The organism is Capnocytophaga sp. G1920, assembly GCF_051417515.1.
On sequence record NZ_JBPRKH010000012.1, the window covers coordinates 1 to 15,893 of the forward strand.

Sequence of the window (15,893 nt, forward strand, 5' to 3'; positions counted from 1 at the left end):
AATCGTTGTACTTCCTCCAATGCCGTACTTGCGTCGGCAGTTTTCAATACTCAATCCGTTTCTCTCAATCTCTTCTACGATACTCAACTTAAAGCAATCACTGTACCGAACTGTTTCTTTCCTCCCTTTTGTCATATCTTTTTATGGTTTTTAGTGTAAACCTATTTCAGGATATGACATACATTCCTCTTTACTATCGCTACATTCCCCCTCTCCTTGGGAGAGGGACGGGGTGAGGATTCCTTTTCTTTCGCCTCGAAACCCCGTTTTTAACATTTTTTGCGTTGTTGTATCACAGTATGAATCAACCACTTATATACCCTTTCTATACCAATCGTCCAAGATTCGTATAAGCTTCCTATAAGCTCTCTATAAGCTACCCCCACCCTCCTTACACCCTTTTTTCACCAAAACTTCTCTCAGCTCTCTTCCGTTCTTCTCCGTTTCCTTCCGATAGCTCAGAAGTGTTCCTTTTAGAGGTACACACTTTGCCAAAGTTAATTGCCCGTCGTGCTACGACTGCCTGTGCGGCTCGCACCTTTGGCAAAGTTAATCCCCTCCGCTGGCACTTTTCTTGTAGCTCGCACCTCATTTGCTCATTTTCTCATTTCCTAATTCTCTAATTTTCCAATTTCCTCATTTTCCAATTTGCTCATTTTCTAATTACTTCCTACCTTTGCAAAAAATATTAAATAAGATGAAAAAATTAGTTTTATTCCTTACCATTTTGGGCGCTTTGCTATCAGCCTCTTGTAGCAAAAGCAACTCCGATGAACCAACCCCCAACCCCAACAACCCTATTGTCCCCACTCCACAACCCAACCCTAACCCGCAGCCTAATCCACAACCTAATCCGCCTACCCCTTCCCCTTCCGATAAAAAGATACTTACAGGTACCTTTATACAGCTTTTTGAAAAAGGTGATTGGAGCGAGGCTCAATGGGACAATTTTTTAGGCGAAATTAAAGACTTGGGTATGAATACCCTCATCGTGCAACACATAGGATATATAAATCCTTCTAATAACCTCACTTGGTTCGATTCAAACAATAACTTTACTACCACCAAAATTAAACCTACCCTACAACGAATCCTCGCCTCAGCTCAGCGTAAAGGCATAGAAGTGCACATAGGCTTGCTCTTTGATGAAAGTTATTGGCAACATCAAACCGATGCGTCGTGGCTACAAACTCAAGCCAATTATTGTATTGCTATTGCCGATGATATCCAACGCCAGTTTGGTACTCACCCAGCCTTCAAAGGGTGGTATATCCCACACGAACCCGAGCCTTATGCTTATAATACCGATGATAAGATAGCTCTTTTCAGAGAGAAATTTATAGACCGCATCTCTAATCGTTTGCACCAGCTGAATAACAAACCCGTTTCAATTGCTGCCTTTTGGAATAGTGCACTTTCGTCTCCCGAACAGTTACAACACTTTATGGCTGAACTCGCTAAGAGTAATTTAGAAATCATTATGTTACAAGATGGGGTAGGGGCACAACACGTAACCCTCAATCGCCTTGCTGAGTACTACCAAGCGGCTGAGCGCGGACTATTTCAGGAAAACAAAAACTATAAAGGAGTATTTTGGTCAGACCTCGAAACTTTTGCCTCTCCTAATGGTCAGGTACCTTTTCATCCCGCCACTTTCGATAGAGTCAAACAACAACTCTCTACCGCCTTCTCCATTCCCAAAGTAACCAAAGTAGTATCTTTTGCATATTTTGACGATATGTACACCCAAAGTCCCAAAAAAGCCCAAGCCGATGCTCTACGTGAAGCTTACAAACAATATATAAAAAACAAATAACGATAAAATTAACTATAAAAAATGAAAATAGCCATAGGAAACGACCACGCAGGAGTCGATTATAAAAAAGCCATTGTAGCTTTTTTGGAAAGTAAAGGAATAGAAGTACTCAACTGCGGTACTGATACCTCTGAAAGTGTAGACTACCCCGATTTTGGTCACGCCGTAGCCAAAGCCTTAGAAGAAAACAAAGCCGACCTTGGTATTGTGATTTGCGGTAGTGGTAACGGCATTGCAATGACCGCCAATAAGCACCCTCACATCCGCTGTGCAGTTTGCTGGACAAAAGAGCTCTCTGCTCTTGCCCGTGCCCATAACAATGCCAATGTGCTGAGTATTCCCGCCCGCTTTACCGCCATTGAGCAAGCCGTAGAAATAGCCAATACCTTTCTCAACACCCCTTTTGAAGGCGGTCGCCACGAAAGAAGAGTAAAGAAGATTTAAATCGCATTTGCATCGCTACACTTTGCCAAAGGTACGACTCGCCCCTTTGGCAAAGTTAATTATAATCAATTGCTTTTAGTTATATTGTAGGGGCGATTGGCAAATCGCCTTCACAAAACAGAGCCTCTCAGACAGGCTTTTTTTGAAGAAGTAAATAATACTTTGTTAAATAAAAAAGATTTTATACTTTTGCCAAAAAATAGTAGTATTATGAATACAATCACATTACAAGCAACTATCAATGAAGCTGATTTCCCTACTTTCTTAAGTTTGTTCGAAAAGTTCAAAGTAAAAACCGTTCTTTTGAGTAAAAGAGAAGGGAAAAAAACATATCCTATTGAAACAGCTATTCCTAACGAGGAAACACAGAAAGCTTTTCAGGAAGTGAAAGAAAAAGGTCACCTTATGAAAAGGTATAAAGACGTTAGACAGCTTTTTAAAGATATAGATGATGAACAGCTTTGAAGAAGAAGAAATAATTTTTGATGTTGTAGCAACTGTAGCTTTCAAAAAGGACAAAAAAAGATATAGCAAAAGCTCTAAGAAGATAGAAAAAGTTCTTAGTGTAATTGATATTTTACAGAGAAAAGGAGTAGAAGGTATTCCTAATGAAATGAAACCTCATTATTTAAAAGGGCAATATAAAGACTGTTTAGAATGCCATATAGAAGGAGACTTTCTTATTATATGGATACAAGATAATGAAGAAAAAGTAATCTATTTGATGAGGCTTGGAAGTCATTCTGAATTATTTAAGTAGAAAGTGTCCTTGCAGACAAGCACTGTTATCGGCACTATAAAAGCGAATTATAAGCCCCTTCCTTTGTGATGGGGCTTTTTTTAAATATGAATAATCATTGGTTAGAACGTACAGAGCTTTTAATTAAACAACAAGGTATTACCACTTTGCAAAATGCCCATATCCTCATTACAGGCTTAGGGGGCGTAGGCTCTTATGCTGCCGAATTTGTAACTCGTGCAGGCGTAGGAGCTCTCACTATTGTCGATGCTGATACCGTTTCCCTCTCTAATATCAACCGCCAGTTGCCCGCCCTTCATTCTACGATAGGACAAGCCAAAACCGAAGTGATGAGAGCACGTCTTTTGGATATCAATCCCGAGCTGAAACTCACCGTCATTCACGAATTCCTCACCCCTGAGCGCGCTTGGGAAATCGTAACGCCCGACTTCGATTATGTCATCGACTGTATCGATAGTATTACCCCTAAGCTGAACCTTATTCTTGCAGCTAAACGCAAACACGTAAAACTCGTGAGTTGTATGGGCGCCGGAGGTGCTACCGATGTTTCCCAAATAAAAGTAACCGACCTGATGAAAACGTATAACTGTCCGTTGGCAAAGTTTATTCGCAAACGACTCAAAAACGAGCGTATTCACTCAGGTATAAAAGCCGTATTCTCTTCCGAAATAGTTTCCAAGGACTCTATGCAACGCACCGAAGGTCTCGACTATAAAAAGTCTTTCTATGGTACCATTAGCTTTATGCCAGCCGCTTTTGGGTTACACGCTGCTGCTACTGCGGTAAATTACCTATTAGCAAAACAACAAAATAAAGAAGAGCTTTAATTTAATATCAGTTCGTTATAACATAACACTGATTATTAGTCTCTTTTGTTAAAACTAAGCAAAGAAAATCATCAACTTATAATACAATCAAGTGATTTTCATTTATAACAACGCTGAGGTATGACTTTCTTTAAAACTTAAAAGTCCTTTTTTATGTTGATTATGAAAATCTTACATTTCTCAGTTTCATTTATTTTCTAAAAAAATTGCTTTTTTTAAAAAGAAAGCGTATTTTTGCCCCAAATATACAAAGTTCGCTGTTTGATGAGTGATTTAAAAAAGTTGGTAGCGTTATTAGAAGAGAAAGCCATTGTCTTACAGAGCAAATTCAATAGTCTTAGGGAAGAAAATGGCAAGCTAAAACAAACCATTGAAGAACTTCGCAGTGAGAAACAGTCGCTTGAAAGCACTATCACTACACTGAAAGAGAAGAACGAAACACTCGCCATAGCCAACCGTATATTAGGCAGTAAAGATAATAAAAGAGAAACTAAATTGAAGCTCAATACGCTCATTCGCGAAATCGATGCGTGTATCACTCAGCTCACTAAACAATAGCAATGGAACAGGACGGATTGAGAATTAAACTTTCGGTAGCCGATAGGTTATACCCTTTAACCATTGCTCCACAACAGGAAGAGGGATTTAGAAAAGCCGCTAAAAAGATAAACGATATGATTCAAGATTTTGAAACCGTTTATGAACTGCGCGATAAACAAGATGGCTTAGCAATGTGCGCTATCGCTTTGGCAAGAGAAATAGAACAAGCCAAACTCAACGAAACACACGAAGACGAATCCCTCAAAGAAACCTTAGCACAGGTGTACAACGCCTTAAACCAAATAGGTTAAAACACGTTCCTTTACATAGAAAACTTACTGCCTATATTGATTGTCCTTTCGGTAAACTCAACATTAACATTTCACAAAAGGGAGAGTTACAGCGGCTAAAGCGTGCCGGTCTTCAGTTGCCGGATACTTGCCCCACTGAGTATCCCTAAACCTGTTTTTCAGAGTTTTACGTGAAACATATTAATCAATATAGGCATTTTTTATATCAATATTTTATTTTTTAAACAACAAAGATGGATAGTACAGTTATTATAAGTATTGCAGTTTTTATCATTGCCCTTTTCATAGGGTTCGCTATCGCCAAATCGCTGGAAAAGAAGAACGCCTCTAAAATCATTCTCAACGCTAAGAATGAAGCCGACGTTCTTCTGAAAAATGCTAAAGCTGAAGCTGAAAATATCAAAAAAGACAAGATATTCCAAGCAAAAGAGAAGTTCCTTGAACTAAAAGCTGAACACGAAAAAACAATCACTGCCAAAGATAAAAAAATGGCAGAGGCTGAGAAGCGTATACGCGATAAAGAGTCGCAAGTGTCTAATGAATTGGCACAAAATAAGCGCCTAAAAGATGAGTTGGAAAAGAAAACAGAAGAAGCTGACTTTCGCTTGCAAACCCTCGACAAAAAACAAGAAGAAATAGACCGCCTACACAAAAGTCAGGTACAACAATTAGAGGTTATTTCAGGCTTGTCTGCCGAAGAAGCTAAGAAACTACTCACCGATTCATTGCGCAGTGAAGCCCAAGCCGACGCGATGGCTTATATCCAAAACACCATTGAGGAAGCCAAGCTCACCGCTCACCAAGAAGCGCGCAAAATCATCATCAACACCATTCAGCGTATAGGCACTGAGGAAGCAGTAGATAACTGTGTGTCAGTGTTTAACCTCGAATCTGATGAAGTAAAAGGTCGTATCATCGGTCGTGAAGGTCGCAATATCCGTGCCCTCGAAGCAGCTACTGGGGTCGAAATCATTGTAGATGATACCCCCGAAGCGATTATTCTCTCTTGCTTCGACTCGGTACGTCGCGAAATCGCACGTCTTTCTTTGCACAAGCTCGTAACCGACGGGCGTATCCACCCTGCACGCATTGAGGAAGTGGTGGAAAAGACAACTAAACAAATAGAAGAAGAAATTGTAGAAATAGGTAAACGCACCGTGATTGACCTCGGTATCCACGGATTGCACCCCGAGTTAGTGAAATGTGTAGGACGTATGAAATACCGCTCTTCTTATGGTCAGAACCTCTTGCAACACTCACGCGAGGTAGCCAAACTCTGTGGCGTAATGGCAGCCGAATTAGGCTTGAACCCTAAACTCGCCAAACGCGCCGGACTCTTGCACGACATCGGTAAAGTACCGCAGATAGAAAGTGAGACTCCTCACGCTCTCCTCGGTATGGAATGGGCAGAGAAATACGGCGAAAAACCCGAAGTGTGCAACGCTATTGGGGCACACCACGACGAGATTGAGATGACCTCCTTGCTTTCGCCTATCGTACAAGTATGCGATGCTATTAGTGGAGCTCGTCCAGGAGCACGTCGTCAAGTACTCGATTCGTATATACAACGTCTCAAAGACCTCGAAGATGCTGCTTTCACTTTCCAAGGCGTGAAGAAAGCCTATGCAATCCAAGCAGGTCGTGAGTTACGTGTAATCGTAGAAAGCGAAAGAGTAACCGACGATAAAGCCGCAGAACTTTCATTCAACTTATCGCAAAAAATCCAAACCGATATGACCTACCCAGGTCAAGTGAAAGTAACGGTAATACGTGAAACTCGTGCTGTGAATATCGCGAAGTAAAGTTATATGAACTATATACAAGACTACCTATATCAAATTATTGCTACTGCCATTACATTGGTGGTCTTTATTGCTTTGCGTTACTTGGTGAACTCCATCATCAATAAGTTCGGAAAAAAAGCGGAGTTCGTAGAGAGTCGTACTCATTTAGTAAAGAAGTATATAGACTATTTTATTTATGCGCTAGCTATCCTTACCATTGTCTCTATTTGGGGAATAAAAACCGAACAGCTATTCCTTTTTGTTACTTCGATACTTACCGTAATAGGGGTAGCATTTTTTGCCCAATGGTCGATTTTGAGCAATATTACAGCGGGGATTATCGTGTTTTTCTCTTCTCCGTTTAGAATAGGTGATACGATTAAGATTTTAGATAAAGATTATCCTATCGAGGCTAAAATAATCGATATAAAATCTTTCTATATTCTTTTGAAAACAACAGAAGGCGAACAGATAAGTTTGCCGAATAATCTTTTGCTCCAAAAAGGGATTGTAATTGTTTCGGAAAAGAAATATGCGGTGAAGATAAAACCGTAAATTGCTTACGTGCTTTGCTAATAACAAAAACCCTAATATATTATGCTGACCAATTACATCAAACGTTCCGTGATTATAGCCATCGCATTCGCGGTAGGCTTTTTGCTCTATGGGTTGCTTCCTTATGAAGAGCCTACTAATAAAGGCTTGGCGCTCCTTGCCTTTGTAGCTATCTTGTGGCTTACCGAAGCTATACACATTACCGTTACAGCACTCTTAGTTCCTGTATTGGCAATACTCTTGGGCTTAGAGAGTACCAAAAGTGCCCTACAAGCTTTTGCAAACCCTACAATCTTCCTATTCTTTGGAGGTTTCGCTATTGCTACTGCCCTGAGCGTACAAAAGCTTGACAAGTACATCGCTCATAAGGTGATTGCTATAGCCAGAGGCAATTTCCTGTTGGCGGTATTCTTTCTCTTTTTGGCTACAGCTTTGCTCTCTATGGGTATCAGTAATACAGCTACTGCTGCAATGATTATCCCTTTGGCAATGGGTTTGCTTAAAAACATCGACTACGAAAGTAATAAAGGTACGTATGCCTTTGTAATACTTGGGGTTGCTTATAGTGCGAGTATAGGGGGTATAGGTACTTTGGTAGGTAGTCCACCGAATGCCATTGTCGCCTCTCAACTGAATATCACATTCTCAGAATGGTTGCGCTATGGTATGCCTACAGTCTTAGGTTTAATGCCTTTGATGATTGGTACGTTGTATGTAGTGTTCCGTCCAAAACTAAACATTAAAATCACCTCTACTGAAGGAGTAGTAGATAAGCTCAACGGCAAGCAGTATCTTACCATTCTCATCTTCCTTATCACAGCCCTTTGCTGGATATTTAGCGACCTGATTAACGAAACGTTCACTTCTTTTATAGGCATCGAGAAAATCAAAGACTTTGATGCAGTGGTTGCAATGATTGCTGCCGTGTTCGTATGTTTCTTTGGTGTGGCTGAATGGAAACAAATACAAGAAAACACCGATTGGGGTGTGCTAATGCTCTTCGGAGGCGGACTCTCACTAAGTGTTATCCTTACACAATCGGGGGCAAGCAAGGCTTTGGTAGACTCTGTGCAGTTTCTCATCGCTGATAGCAACTATTTTGTAATAGGACTTATGGTGGCTACCTTCATCATTTTCCTAACTGAATTTACCAGCAATACCGCCAGTGCAGCTCTCTTAGTGCCTATCTTCATATCGGTAGCCGAAAACTTAGGAGTTAATCCTTTGGGTCTTTCACTTATCATAGGTATAGGAGCCTCTTGTGCCTTTATGTTACCTGTAGCTACGCCTCCTAATGCCATAGCTTACGGTACGGGCAAGGTAAGTCAGCGCGATATGATAAAAGCAGGTTTTGTATTGAATATTCTTTGTATTATCTTTATATCAGTAGTAGCCTACTACTTTTGGAGATAATAGTTAATGATTAATGATAATAAAAAAAGCGGTCTACTGACCGCTTTTTTATTTCAAATATGTTTGAAATCTCTTTATTGTATTAGCAATTAATCGTTGTTTTACCAACCTGGGTTTTGTTGCCAGTTGGCTCTACCTTGTTCATAGAGAATGTCACTTGGAGAAAGTGGCCAAACCATTTTATAATTCCCTGCAGGGATATTAAGCTGGTAATACTGGTCAGCAGGGTCTGAAACAATAGCACTGAGGTTCTGAGGAGTACCACGTACTACGCCCAAATTCCAACGCTTGATGTCTGCCATACGGAAGCCCTCGAAAGCAAGTTCGCGGTTGCGTTCGTTTTGAATCTCTGTCCAAAGGTCGGTATAGGTTACACTACCGATACCACGAGCGGTGCGCAATCTGTCTAAGTAGGTTTTAGCATTGGTTTGATCGCCGTTCTTATAAGCAGCTTCGGCTGCTATTAAGTATATCTCAGCAATACGGAACACCTTAGGACGATGCATATAAGTAGAGGAGGTACCTGATGTTTGTTTTAGAAGAGGATTGTCAGGGTATTTATTTACCAAATACAAATCAGTGAAAGTAGCACTACCATAGTTAGCAAAAAGTTTTTTGATATAAATAGACTTACGGTAGTCGTTGTCGTTATACAAATTTACGAAATCTTGAGTAGGTATTGCTTTTGGCAAATACTTTATCTCAAATCTACGCAATCTGTAGTTCCATTCTCTTTGGTATCCTAAATAGACATCGTTAGCTGAAGGCAATTCGGCAGTATTCCCTATATCATATTTAGCATAGAGCTGTACGATACTTTCTGCTGTATCATCATCTTTCCATACCTTTTCTAAATCACTACTACTACTCACTAAGCTATAACGACTACCAATAATTGAAGTAGCTGCGGCATAAGCCTCTGCCCACTTGCCTCTATAAAGCAATACACGTGCCTTGAGTGCTGCAACTGCATCTTTGGTAAACTTCTCTGACCCTAAAGCACCTGTTACATCACTAAGGCGAGTTTCAGCTTGTGCTATATCGGCCAAAATAAAGTCGTAAGTCTGTCCTACTGTACTTCTGTTAGGAAAATTGTTGATAGTAGGTACGTTTAACAAAGGTAGTCCATAAGCTGAAGCCTCGTCGGTAGGGCAATAATGTGTAAGCAGATAGGTGTAATAATAAGCGCGTGCCAAATACAATTCGCCTATATTGTGCTTTATTTGTGCCGAATCGGTGCGGTAGTTCTCTTGTGGAATAGCAATGGTAGGAATACCCTCCAAACCTATATTTATATTTTGTATTGCCCCCCAATAGCGTTGCCAAATAGCAGCTGTAGCTGCATTATTAACAGTAAACAACGTCCAGTTTTGGAAGTTTGTAATCGTTTCGTTAGTACCGTCTCTTAAGGCCATATTCAGGAAATCAGCTTGCAAGTCGGTAGCATACATCGCACTTCCGTATATGTTTGTACGCAATTTACCATACATACCATTCACCCAAAACTGTGCATCTTGCACCGTTTTAAACGAGTTAGCTTGGCTCAAATCTTCATAAGGCTGTTGGTCAAGGCTAAAGCAGCCTGTGAAAAACAAAGGAGCTACTACTAAGGTTACTATTTTATAAATCTTTTTCATTGTTTTGCATTTTTAAAAATTAACATCTACCCCTAAGGTAAATTGACGAGAAGGAGGATAGCCACCTGATGAAATAGCATTATTGTACTCAGGGTCTGCACCTTCGTATTTGGTAAGCGTAAAAATATTACGAGCCGTAACGTATAAGCGTACTCCTTCAAAGAATTTTATCTGGTTAATAACCTCTTTAGGGAGGCTGTAGCTAAGGGTAATATTCTTTAAACGCATAAACGAAGCGTCTTGTATCATACGCGCATCAGATGAATTTACAAATGTTGTAGTGTTTATCTTAGGGTGACGGGTGTTATCACCTGGTTTTTTCCAATAATCCAAAATCTTTCTGCTTAGGTTGTGATCACCAAACTGGTCAGGATTTTCGGTATACTTCATATCGTAATTCCATTTGTATTTTTCTAATGAAAAAGAAAATGCCATATCAAGTGAGAAAGTTTTATAGGTGATATTCCAACCGAACCCTCCGTTGATAGGAGCTTGCATTTTCTTGCCTGTAGTCTGTCCTAATTTACTAGAATCATAACTATTTGATACCCTATTATCATCGGTTACTTGCTCCATACGGTCATCACCTGGTATATAGTACTCCATTTCGCCAGTATTAGGATTTACTCCCTTAGGGATAACAGCAGCCCACTCGAGCGCTCGCCCTAACTTATATCCTATTTCAGAAGAAGGTATGACATTAGAGGTTTTATTGCCAAAAAGAGCGGTTATTTCTTGCTTGTTATAGTTTACGTTGAAGTAAGGACGAATGCTCAGGTCTTCATTTTTACTTCTATACACTACTGATGAGAAAGTGAAGTCTATCCCACGGTTGCGCATACCCCCTGCATTGTCAAAGAATTGATTTTGCCCTGAAGTACTATTGAGCTCACGACTTGAAATCATATCGTAAGTCTCGCGGTCGTAGTATTCTATATTGAAAGAAGTACCTCTATCAATCACAATATTAAGTCCTATAGTAGTTTTGCGTTGCTCTTCCCAACGTAGATCAGGATTACCCAAGCTACCTACTGTATAAGCTGTTTTACCTTGATAGAAATTGTCTGGTTTTATGGTAGTGATATGTTTGTAGCCTCCTAAAGCATTTCCTGAAAGCCCTGTGCTGAAGCGCAAATTGAGGTCTGAAAGCCATTTTACATCTTTCAAAAAGTTCTCTTGTTTGAGTTTCCACATCGCTCCTATTGCCCAGAAGTTACCGTAGTGGTTGTTCTTACCAAAGGCTGATGAACCATCGCGACGCATTGATAGGTCTAAGAAGTAACGAGTGTTATAAGAGTATTCTACTCTTCCGAAATAAGAATTGAAAGTACTTACAGTCTTTTGGTCTTCTATTCTTTTATCTTTACTGCCGTGTCGGAGCATTGTTAGTCCTTCTGAAGGTTGTCCGAAAGTAGTAGCATCTAATTGTTTACTGCTATTTTCAACCGACTCTTGTCCTAATAACACATTGAAGCTATGTTTTTTGTTTTCTCCTAACAGGAAGCGATATTCTAACGTGTTAGTAATTGTTTTTCTGAGTGTACGACTGTTAGACACTGAAGTGTAAGGATTAGGGTCATCAAAAAACTTATAATCTATAAACGAAGGTAACTCTTTTAGTTCTGATTCGCCATACCCGTATTGTATTCCTCCTTGTGTTTTGAATATGAGGTTTTTAATAGGCTCTATAGAGACGAATCCCGAAGGCAAGAAGTCATCGGAGAAAGAGTTGCTAGGGTGTGTTTCGGCATAGTAGTCGGGGTGGTAGAAACCAGCTGAACGACTGGTGATGCCAGGGATATAGTTTTTGCGTCTACCATCTTCGTAGGTAGGACTGTAAAGTGGCAAAGCTATCACCTTAGGGGTGTTGAGGGTGGAACCCCCTTCGCGCTCAGTATGTCCTGCTGCAAATGAGAAGCCCGTTTTTAACCATTTAGTGATTTGGGTATTGATACTACCATTGACAGTATAACGACGGTAATCGCTGCGAGGTGCTGTAGAACCCTCTTGGCTGAAGTGCCCAAACGACAAATAATAAGTACTATTATTAGTACCTCCTGAAATAGAAACATCAGTACGTATCAACGGTACAAAATCTCTGAAGAAAACTTTATCCCAACGCGTATTGTAAGGATTATCGGCTAAGATTTTATCTGCTGACTGTCTCGCTACATCCTTGCTTGAACTGAACTTACCTACAGCCAAGTTTACTGCTTCAGGATTTTTTTCTATCCAAAAGTCCATATACTCGCGTGGGGTCATCATATCGTCAAAAAACTTACGACTGGCATTGGTAAGCGCTGTAAAACCGAGTTGGTGACTGATGGTTACACTTGTACGCTCGTTATTACGTCCTTTTTTGGTAGTGATGAGTATCACCCCATTGGCGGCACGTGCTCCGTAGATAGAGGTAGAAGCCGCGTCTTTAAGTACCGTAATACTCTCTATATCATTAGGGTTAAACCTGCTCATCACACTACTGCTTACGGCTATTCCATCCATTATGTATAGGGGTTCTTGGGTTCTTTCGCCTCGTAGTGCGCCTTGGAAGTTGTTATACCCGTGGATAAGGATATCGCTATTACTACCTGGGCGACCAGAATCGCTGGTTACCACCACCCCTGCTAATCGTCCTTGTAAGGCATCGGATACGCTGGCTACAGGAGCGCCACTCACATCCTTGCCTTGTACTTGTGCCACTTGTGCGACGGTGCGGCTGGCGAGCTTAGGAGCTCCATAGCCGGTAACCACCATTTCTTCAAGTTCTTGCACATCATCTTTAAGCACTATGTCTAATCGTTTGGTGGAGGCGGTTATTTTTCTCTCTACTGTCTTCATTCCTAAGATCGAAAAACTCAACGTTTCTCCCACTTTGGTTTGGATAGTATAATTCCCGTCCATATCGGTAGCGGCACCGTGCTGAGTACCCTTGATTAATACCAATACACCTAATAAAGGCTCACCTTTTTCATCTTTTACAGTACCTGAAACCTCTATGTTCTGTGCTGTAACACTAAAAGTTACCAGCAAGAAGAGAGCCCAAGCGTACAACATTCTCAGTTTTGTCATCTATATTTAATTTTGCGCAAAAGTAGTAAAAAGGTTTCAATAATGCAAGAGTTTTCAACACAAGTAAATACATTTGTTAATTTTTAATGTTTTAGGACTCTTTTATTAGGATTTTTAACCGTCTTATCCGTTGTATATTAAATATTGTTTTTGTACCTTTGCCCCGCTGTAAGAAAACCGCCTAAATGTTTCTTTATGTCGAAAAAACTATTGATAGCTCTTGCTGTTCTATTATGCCTTGCGGGCATTGTCTTTCTATTCTTCAAAACTACTAATCAGGAGGCGTATACCTCCGTAGATGATATTAATAAAGAAACTCCTCAGGGCTACATAGGTTCAGCTTCCTGCAAGCAGTGTCACCTAAAAGAGTATAATGAATGGACGCTCTCCGACCATTACAAGGCAATGCAAATCGCTAACGATAGCACCGTACTCGGCAATTTCAATAACGCTACCTACACCGCCGATGGCATCACTTCTCGTTTCTTCAAGCGCGATGGCAAATTCTTTATCCATACACAAAGCGAAGACGGGTCTTACAAAGATTACGAGGTATTGTATACCTTTGGTTATTACCCCCTACAACAATATATTACCGATTTTCTTAACGGCAAAAAGCAAGTCTTCCGTCAGTCGTGGGATAGCCGTCGAAACAAGTGGTTTCACCAATACGCAGGCGAGGTAATTCCCCCCGATGATTACCTGCATTGGACGCAAGCAGGACAGAATTGGAACCTAATGTGTGCCTCTTGCCATAGCACCAACCTGCAAAAAAACCTCAACCCTTATACCGACTCCTATCACACTACTTATAGCGAACTCACCGTAAGTTGTGAGTCCTGCCACGGAGGGGCTAAAACGCACGCCGAGAGTAAGGGGAAAACACGCACCTTTGTCCTTGCCTCGCAAACCCAAGAACTCAATGCCTGTATGCCTTGCCATACGCGTAGGGGAGAGGTAACCCAGCACCACGCTATGGTAACAGAGGTAATGGACGAATATCTGCCCGAAGTGCCCGTAACCGACCTTTATTTTCCCGACGGACAAGTTTCAGGTGAAAACTATAAATATTCGTCTTTCTTGCAAAGCAAAATGTATCACCAAAACGTACGCTGTACCTCTTGCCATTCACCTCACACAGGCAAGCTGAAAGCCGAAGGTAGCAAAGTGTGTTTGCAGTGTCACGCGCCTAAGTACGCTTCTCAGGCACACACTTTCCATAAGGGCAACCCAGCCGAAACCGATTGCCGTGTGTGCCATATGCCTACCCGCACTTATATGGGCAACGATGTGCGCCACGACCACAATTTCTACGTCCCTCGTCCCGATTTGTCTGCTCAGTACGGTACACCCAACGCTTGCAATGCTTGTCATACCGATAAAACCGCTGGCTGGGCAGCCGAAGCTGTTGTCAAGTGGTACGGCAAACAGCGCAAACCGCATTTCGCCGAAAATCTTATTAAAGGAAGTAAAGGAAATATCGCCGCACTCAGTAGTCTGTTAGAAGACAAAAAAACCCCCGCCATTGTGCGTGCGGGAGCCATTCACTATCTAGGCAATCACCCTTCTGAAAAGAGCTTTGCGCTTATAAAAAAAGAACTCCACAATCCCGACCCACAAACGCGTTATCGTGCCGTGGTGGCTATTAGCGAATACCCTCTGAATCTCTATGAAAATGATTTGTTGCTCTTACTTACCGATAAGGTGAAGGCGGTGCGTATGCTCGCCGCAAATGCCTTGCTCACCCAAAAAGGATTAGAGGCTTGCAGGGTCTATAATGGATTTAAACAAGCGCATCAAGAGTATAAGGACTTTGTGCTCTCACAGTCCGATTTTCCATTAGGAAGTGCTACGGCAGGCGACTATTTTGTGAAGATAAACGATACCGATAACGCCATTCGTTTTTACGAGCGCGCTCTGCTGAAAGACAAACAGCTGAACTACATTCGCCTAAACCTCGCCGTTCTTTACAGTGGCAAAGCCCAAAACGACAAGGCAGAAAGCTTCTTAAACGAAGCCTTGAAGTACGAACCCAAAAACGCCCAAATCTATTACGATTTGTATTTGCTCTACAACGAACTTGGGCGTGAGGCAGAAGCCAAAGCTGCGCTTAGTAAAGCCAAAGCCTTAGGATTTAAGAGCAGGTTTTAATCCTTAAAGCATACCGCTTACAACACTCCTACCACTCATAACCACCCCTTCTCCGCTTCTTAATCATTAACCATTAAACATTAATCACTAATCATTAAATCCTAATTGGTATATTTTTTGCAATGGTCTTGTTACTATGAAAATACAATTAAAACGCGTATACGAAGCAGAAAGCCCCGATGACGGCTTTCGTATTTTAGCCGATAGGCTTTGGCCTCGTGGCATCAAAAAAGAAGCACTTCATTTAGATTTTTGGGCGAAAGAGGTAGCTCCTTCCACAGCTTTGCGCAAGCGCTATCATCAAGACGGCAAATTCGAAGATTTCAAAGCAGATTATACCCAAGAACTCTTGGCAAACCCCGCTTTTGCATCTTTCTTAGAGATGCTTAAACCTCATAAAGTAATCACCCTCCTCACCGCTTCTAAGCTGATTGAAAAAAGTGCCCTCCCCATACTCAAAGAGGCAATCACCAAAAATCCCCTAAAAGCCACTTAAAATAACATTAGCCGAGAGTGTGTATAGAAGGATATTTTTCCCACATTACCTCTGTCATTCGTCATTCGTCCCTCGTCATTTCTTTTCTTT

General features: G+C 41.2%; 15 protein-coding genes. 12 read left to right on the forward strand and 3 right to left on the reverse strand.

The annotated features are described in order from the left end of the window. Positions 1 to 369: 369 nt before the first annotated feature. Positions 370 to 462, reverse strand: a complete 93-nt coding sequence (locus tag ACSQ7D_RS07905) for a glycosyltransferase (RefSeq protein WP_437135930.1) — start codon at positions 460 to 462, stop codon at positions 370 to 372. A 235-nt stretch (positions 463 to 697) separates the two neighbouring features. Between ACSQ7D_RS07905 and ACSQ7D_RS07910 the strand changes: the two genes are divergently transcribed. From ACSQ7D_RS07910 to ACSQ7D_RS07955, 10 genes are all read left to right on the forward strand, one after another. Continuing rightward, positions 698 to 1,816 (forward strand): DUF4434 domain-containing protein, encoded by a 1,119-nt coding sequence (locus ACSQ7D_RS07910; RefSeq protein WP_437135865.1) that lies wholly within the window; start codon positions 698 to 700, stop codon positions 1,814 to 1,816. A gap of 21 nt (positions 1,817 to 1,837) precedes the next feature. After that, complete coding sequence (gene rpiB, locus ACSQ7D_RS07915) at positions 1,838 to 2,260, forward strand: ribose 5-phosphate isomerase B (RefSeq protein WP_178977163.1); 423 nt, start codon at positions 1,838 to 1,840, stop codon at positions 2,258 to 2,260. A gap of 210 nt (positions 2,261 to 2,470) precedes the next feature. Further along, positions 2,471 to 2,725 (forward strand): hypothetical protein, encoded by a 255-nt coding sequence (locus tag ACSQ7D_RS07920; protein WP_034576002.1) that lies wholly within the window; start codon positions 2,471 to 2,473, stop codon positions 2,723 to 2,725. Further along, on the forward strand, positions 2,712 to 3,020 hold the full coding sequence (locus ACSQ7D_RS07925) for a type II toxin-antitoxin system YafQ family toxin (protein WP_034542772.1): 309 nt from the start codon (positions 2,712 to 2,714) through the stop codon (positions 3,018 to 3,020). The genes ACSQ7D_RS07920 and ACSQ7D_RS07925 overlap by 14 nt, the downstream gene beginning before the upstream one ends. An 86-nt stretch (positions 3,021 to 3,106) precedes the next feature. Beyond that, complete coding sequence (locus ACSQ7D_RS07930; RefSeq protein WP_178977162.1) at positions 3,107 to 3,847, forward strand: tRNA threonylcarbamoyladenosine dehydratase; 741 nt, start codon at positions 3,107 to 3,109, stop codon at positions 3,845 to 3,847. Positions 3,848 to 4,111: 264 nt separating this feature from the next. Next, positions 4,112 to 4,405, forward strand: a complete 294-nt coding sequence (locus ACSQ7D_RS07935) for a hypothetical protein (protein ID WP_002674144.1) — start codon at positions 4,112 to 4,114, stop codon at positions 4,403 to 4,405. Between the two features lie 2 nt (positions 4,406 to 4,407). Further along, entirely contained in the window at positions 4,408 to 4,698 is a 291-nt protein-coding gene (locus ACSQ7D_RS07940) for a cell division protein ZapA (RefSeq protein ID WP_009410520.1), read from the forward strand. A 233-nt stretch (positions 4,699 to 4,931) separates the two neighbouring features. After that, positions 4,932 to 6,500, forward strand: a complete 1,569-nt coding sequence (rny, locus tag ACSQ7D_RS07945; protein ID WP_009422343.1) for a ribonuclease Y — start codon at positions 4,932 to 4,934, stop codon at positions 6,498 to 6,500. Between the two features lie 6 nt (positions 6,501 to 6,506). Next, a complete protein-coding gene (locus ACSQ7D_RS07950) occupies positions 6,507 to 7,037 on the forward strand; it encodes a mechanosensitive ion channel domain-containing protein (RefSeq protein ID WP_437135866.1) in 531 nt (176 codons plus the stop codon). Between the two features lie 42 nt (positions 7,038 to 7,079). Next, the gene (locus ACSQ7D_RS07955) at positions 7,080 to 8,450 is read left to right on the forward strand and encodes an SLC13 family permease (RefSeq protein WP_437135867.1); all 1,371 of its coding nucleotides are present in this window, start codon (positions 7,080 to 7,082) and stop codon (positions 8,448 to 8,450) included. 101 nt (positions 8,451 to 8,551) lie between these two features. Here the strand turns inward: ACSQ7D_RS07955 and ACSQ7D_RS07960 are convergent, their stop codons facing one another. Together ACSQ7D_RS07960 and ACSQ7D_RS07965 are read right to left on the reverse strand one after the other, a co-directional pair. Continuing rightward, complete coding sequence (locus tag ACSQ7D_RS07960; protein ID WP_437135868.1) at positions 8,552 to 10,087, reverse strand: RagB/SusD family nutrient uptake outer membrane protein; 1,536 nt, start codon at positions 10,085 to 10,087, stop codon at positions 8,552 to 8,554. 12 nt (positions 10,088 to 10,099) lie between these two features. Further along, positions 10,100 to 13,156, reverse strand: a complete 3,057-nt coding sequence (locus tag ACSQ7D_RS07965; protein WP_437135869.1) for a SusC/RagA family TonB-linked outer membrane protein — start codon at positions 13,154 to 13,156, stop codon at positions 10,100 to 10,102. 195 nt (positions 13,157 to 13,351) lie between these two features. Here ACSQ7D_RS07965 and ACSQ7D_RS07970 point away from each other — a divergent pair, with 195 nt between their 5' ends. Together ACSQ7D_RS07970 and ACSQ7D_RS07975 are read left to right on the forward strand one after the other, a co-directional pair. Continuing rightward, positions 13,352 to 15,307 carry a multiheme c-type cytochrome gene (locus ACSQ7D_RS07970; RefSeq protein ID WP_437135870.1) on the forward strand — a complete coding sequence of 652 codons (1,956 nt, stop codon included), beginning with the start codon at positions 13,352 to 13,354 and terminating at the stop codon, positions 15,305 to 15,307. 136 nt (positions 15,308 to 15,443) lie between these two features. Next, positions 15,444 to 15,803, forward strand: coding sequence for a DUF488 domain-containing protein (locus ACSQ7D_RS07975; protein WP_437135871.1), 360 nt, complete (start codon positions 15,444 to 15,446; stop codon positions 15,801 to 15,803). Positions 15,804 to 15,893 lie beyond the last annotated feature (90 nt).

Excerpts from the sequence above, each read along its gene's own strand:
- ACSQ7D_RS07910 (WP_437135865.1), top strand. The coding sequence starts at position 698 with ATGAAAAAATTAGTTTTATTCCTTACCATTTTGGGCGCTTTGCTATCA.
- rpiB (WP_178977163.1), top strand. The coding sequence starts at position 1,838 with ATGAAAATAGCCATAGGAAACGACCACGCAGGAGTCGATTATAAAAAA.
- ACSQ7D_RS07920 (WP_034576002.1), top strand. The coding sequence starts at position 2,471 with ATGAATACAATCACATTACAAGCAACTATCAATGAAGCTGATTTCCCT.
- ACSQ7D_RS07925 (WP_034542772.1), top strand. The coding sequence starts at position 2,712 with ATGAACAGCTTTGAAGAAGAAGAAATAATTTTTGATGTTGTAGCAACT.
- ACSQ7D_RS07930 (WP_178977162.1), top strand. The coding sequence starts at position 3,107 with ATGAATAATCATTGGTTAGAACGTACAGAGCTTTTAATTAAACAACAA.
- ACSQ7D_RS07935 (WP_002674144.1), top strand. The coding sequence starts at position 4,112 with ATGAGTGATTTAAAAAAGTTGGTAGCGTTATTAGAAGAGAAAGCCATT.
- ACSQ7D_RS07940 (WP_009410520.1), top strand. The coding sequence starts at position 4,408 with ATGGAACAGGACGGATTGAGAATTAAACTTTCGGTAGCCGATAGGTTA.
- rny (WP_009422343.1), top strand. The coding sequence starts at position 4,932 with ATGGATAGTACAGTTATTATAAGTATTGCAGTTTTTATCATTGCCCTT.
- ACSQ7D_RS07950 (WP_437135866.1), top strand. The coding sequence starts at position 6,507 with ATGAACTATATACAAGACTACCTATATCAAATTATTGCTACTGCCATT.
- ACSQ7D_RS07955 (WP_437135867.1), top strand. The coding sequence starts at position 7,080 with ATGCTGACCAATTACATCAAACGTTCCGTGATTATAGCCATCGCATTC.
- ACSQ7D_RS07960 (WP_437135868.1), bottom strand. The coding sequence starts at position 10,087 with ATGAAAAAGATTTATAAAATAGTAACCTTAGTAGTAGCTCCTTTGTTT.
- ACSQ7D_RS07965 (WP_437135869.1), bottom strand. The coding sequence starts at position 13,156 with ATGACAAAACTGAGAATGTTGTACGCTTGGGCTCTCTTCTTGCTGGTA.
- ACSQ7D_RS07970 (WP_437135870.1), top strand. The coding sequence starts at position 13,352 with ATGTCGAAAAAACTATTGATAGCTCTTGCTGTTCTATTATGCCTTGCG.
- ACSQ7D_RS07975 (WP_437135871.1), top strand. The coding sequence starts at position 15,444 with ATGAAAATACAATTAAAACGCGTATACGAAGCAGAAAGCCCCGATGAC.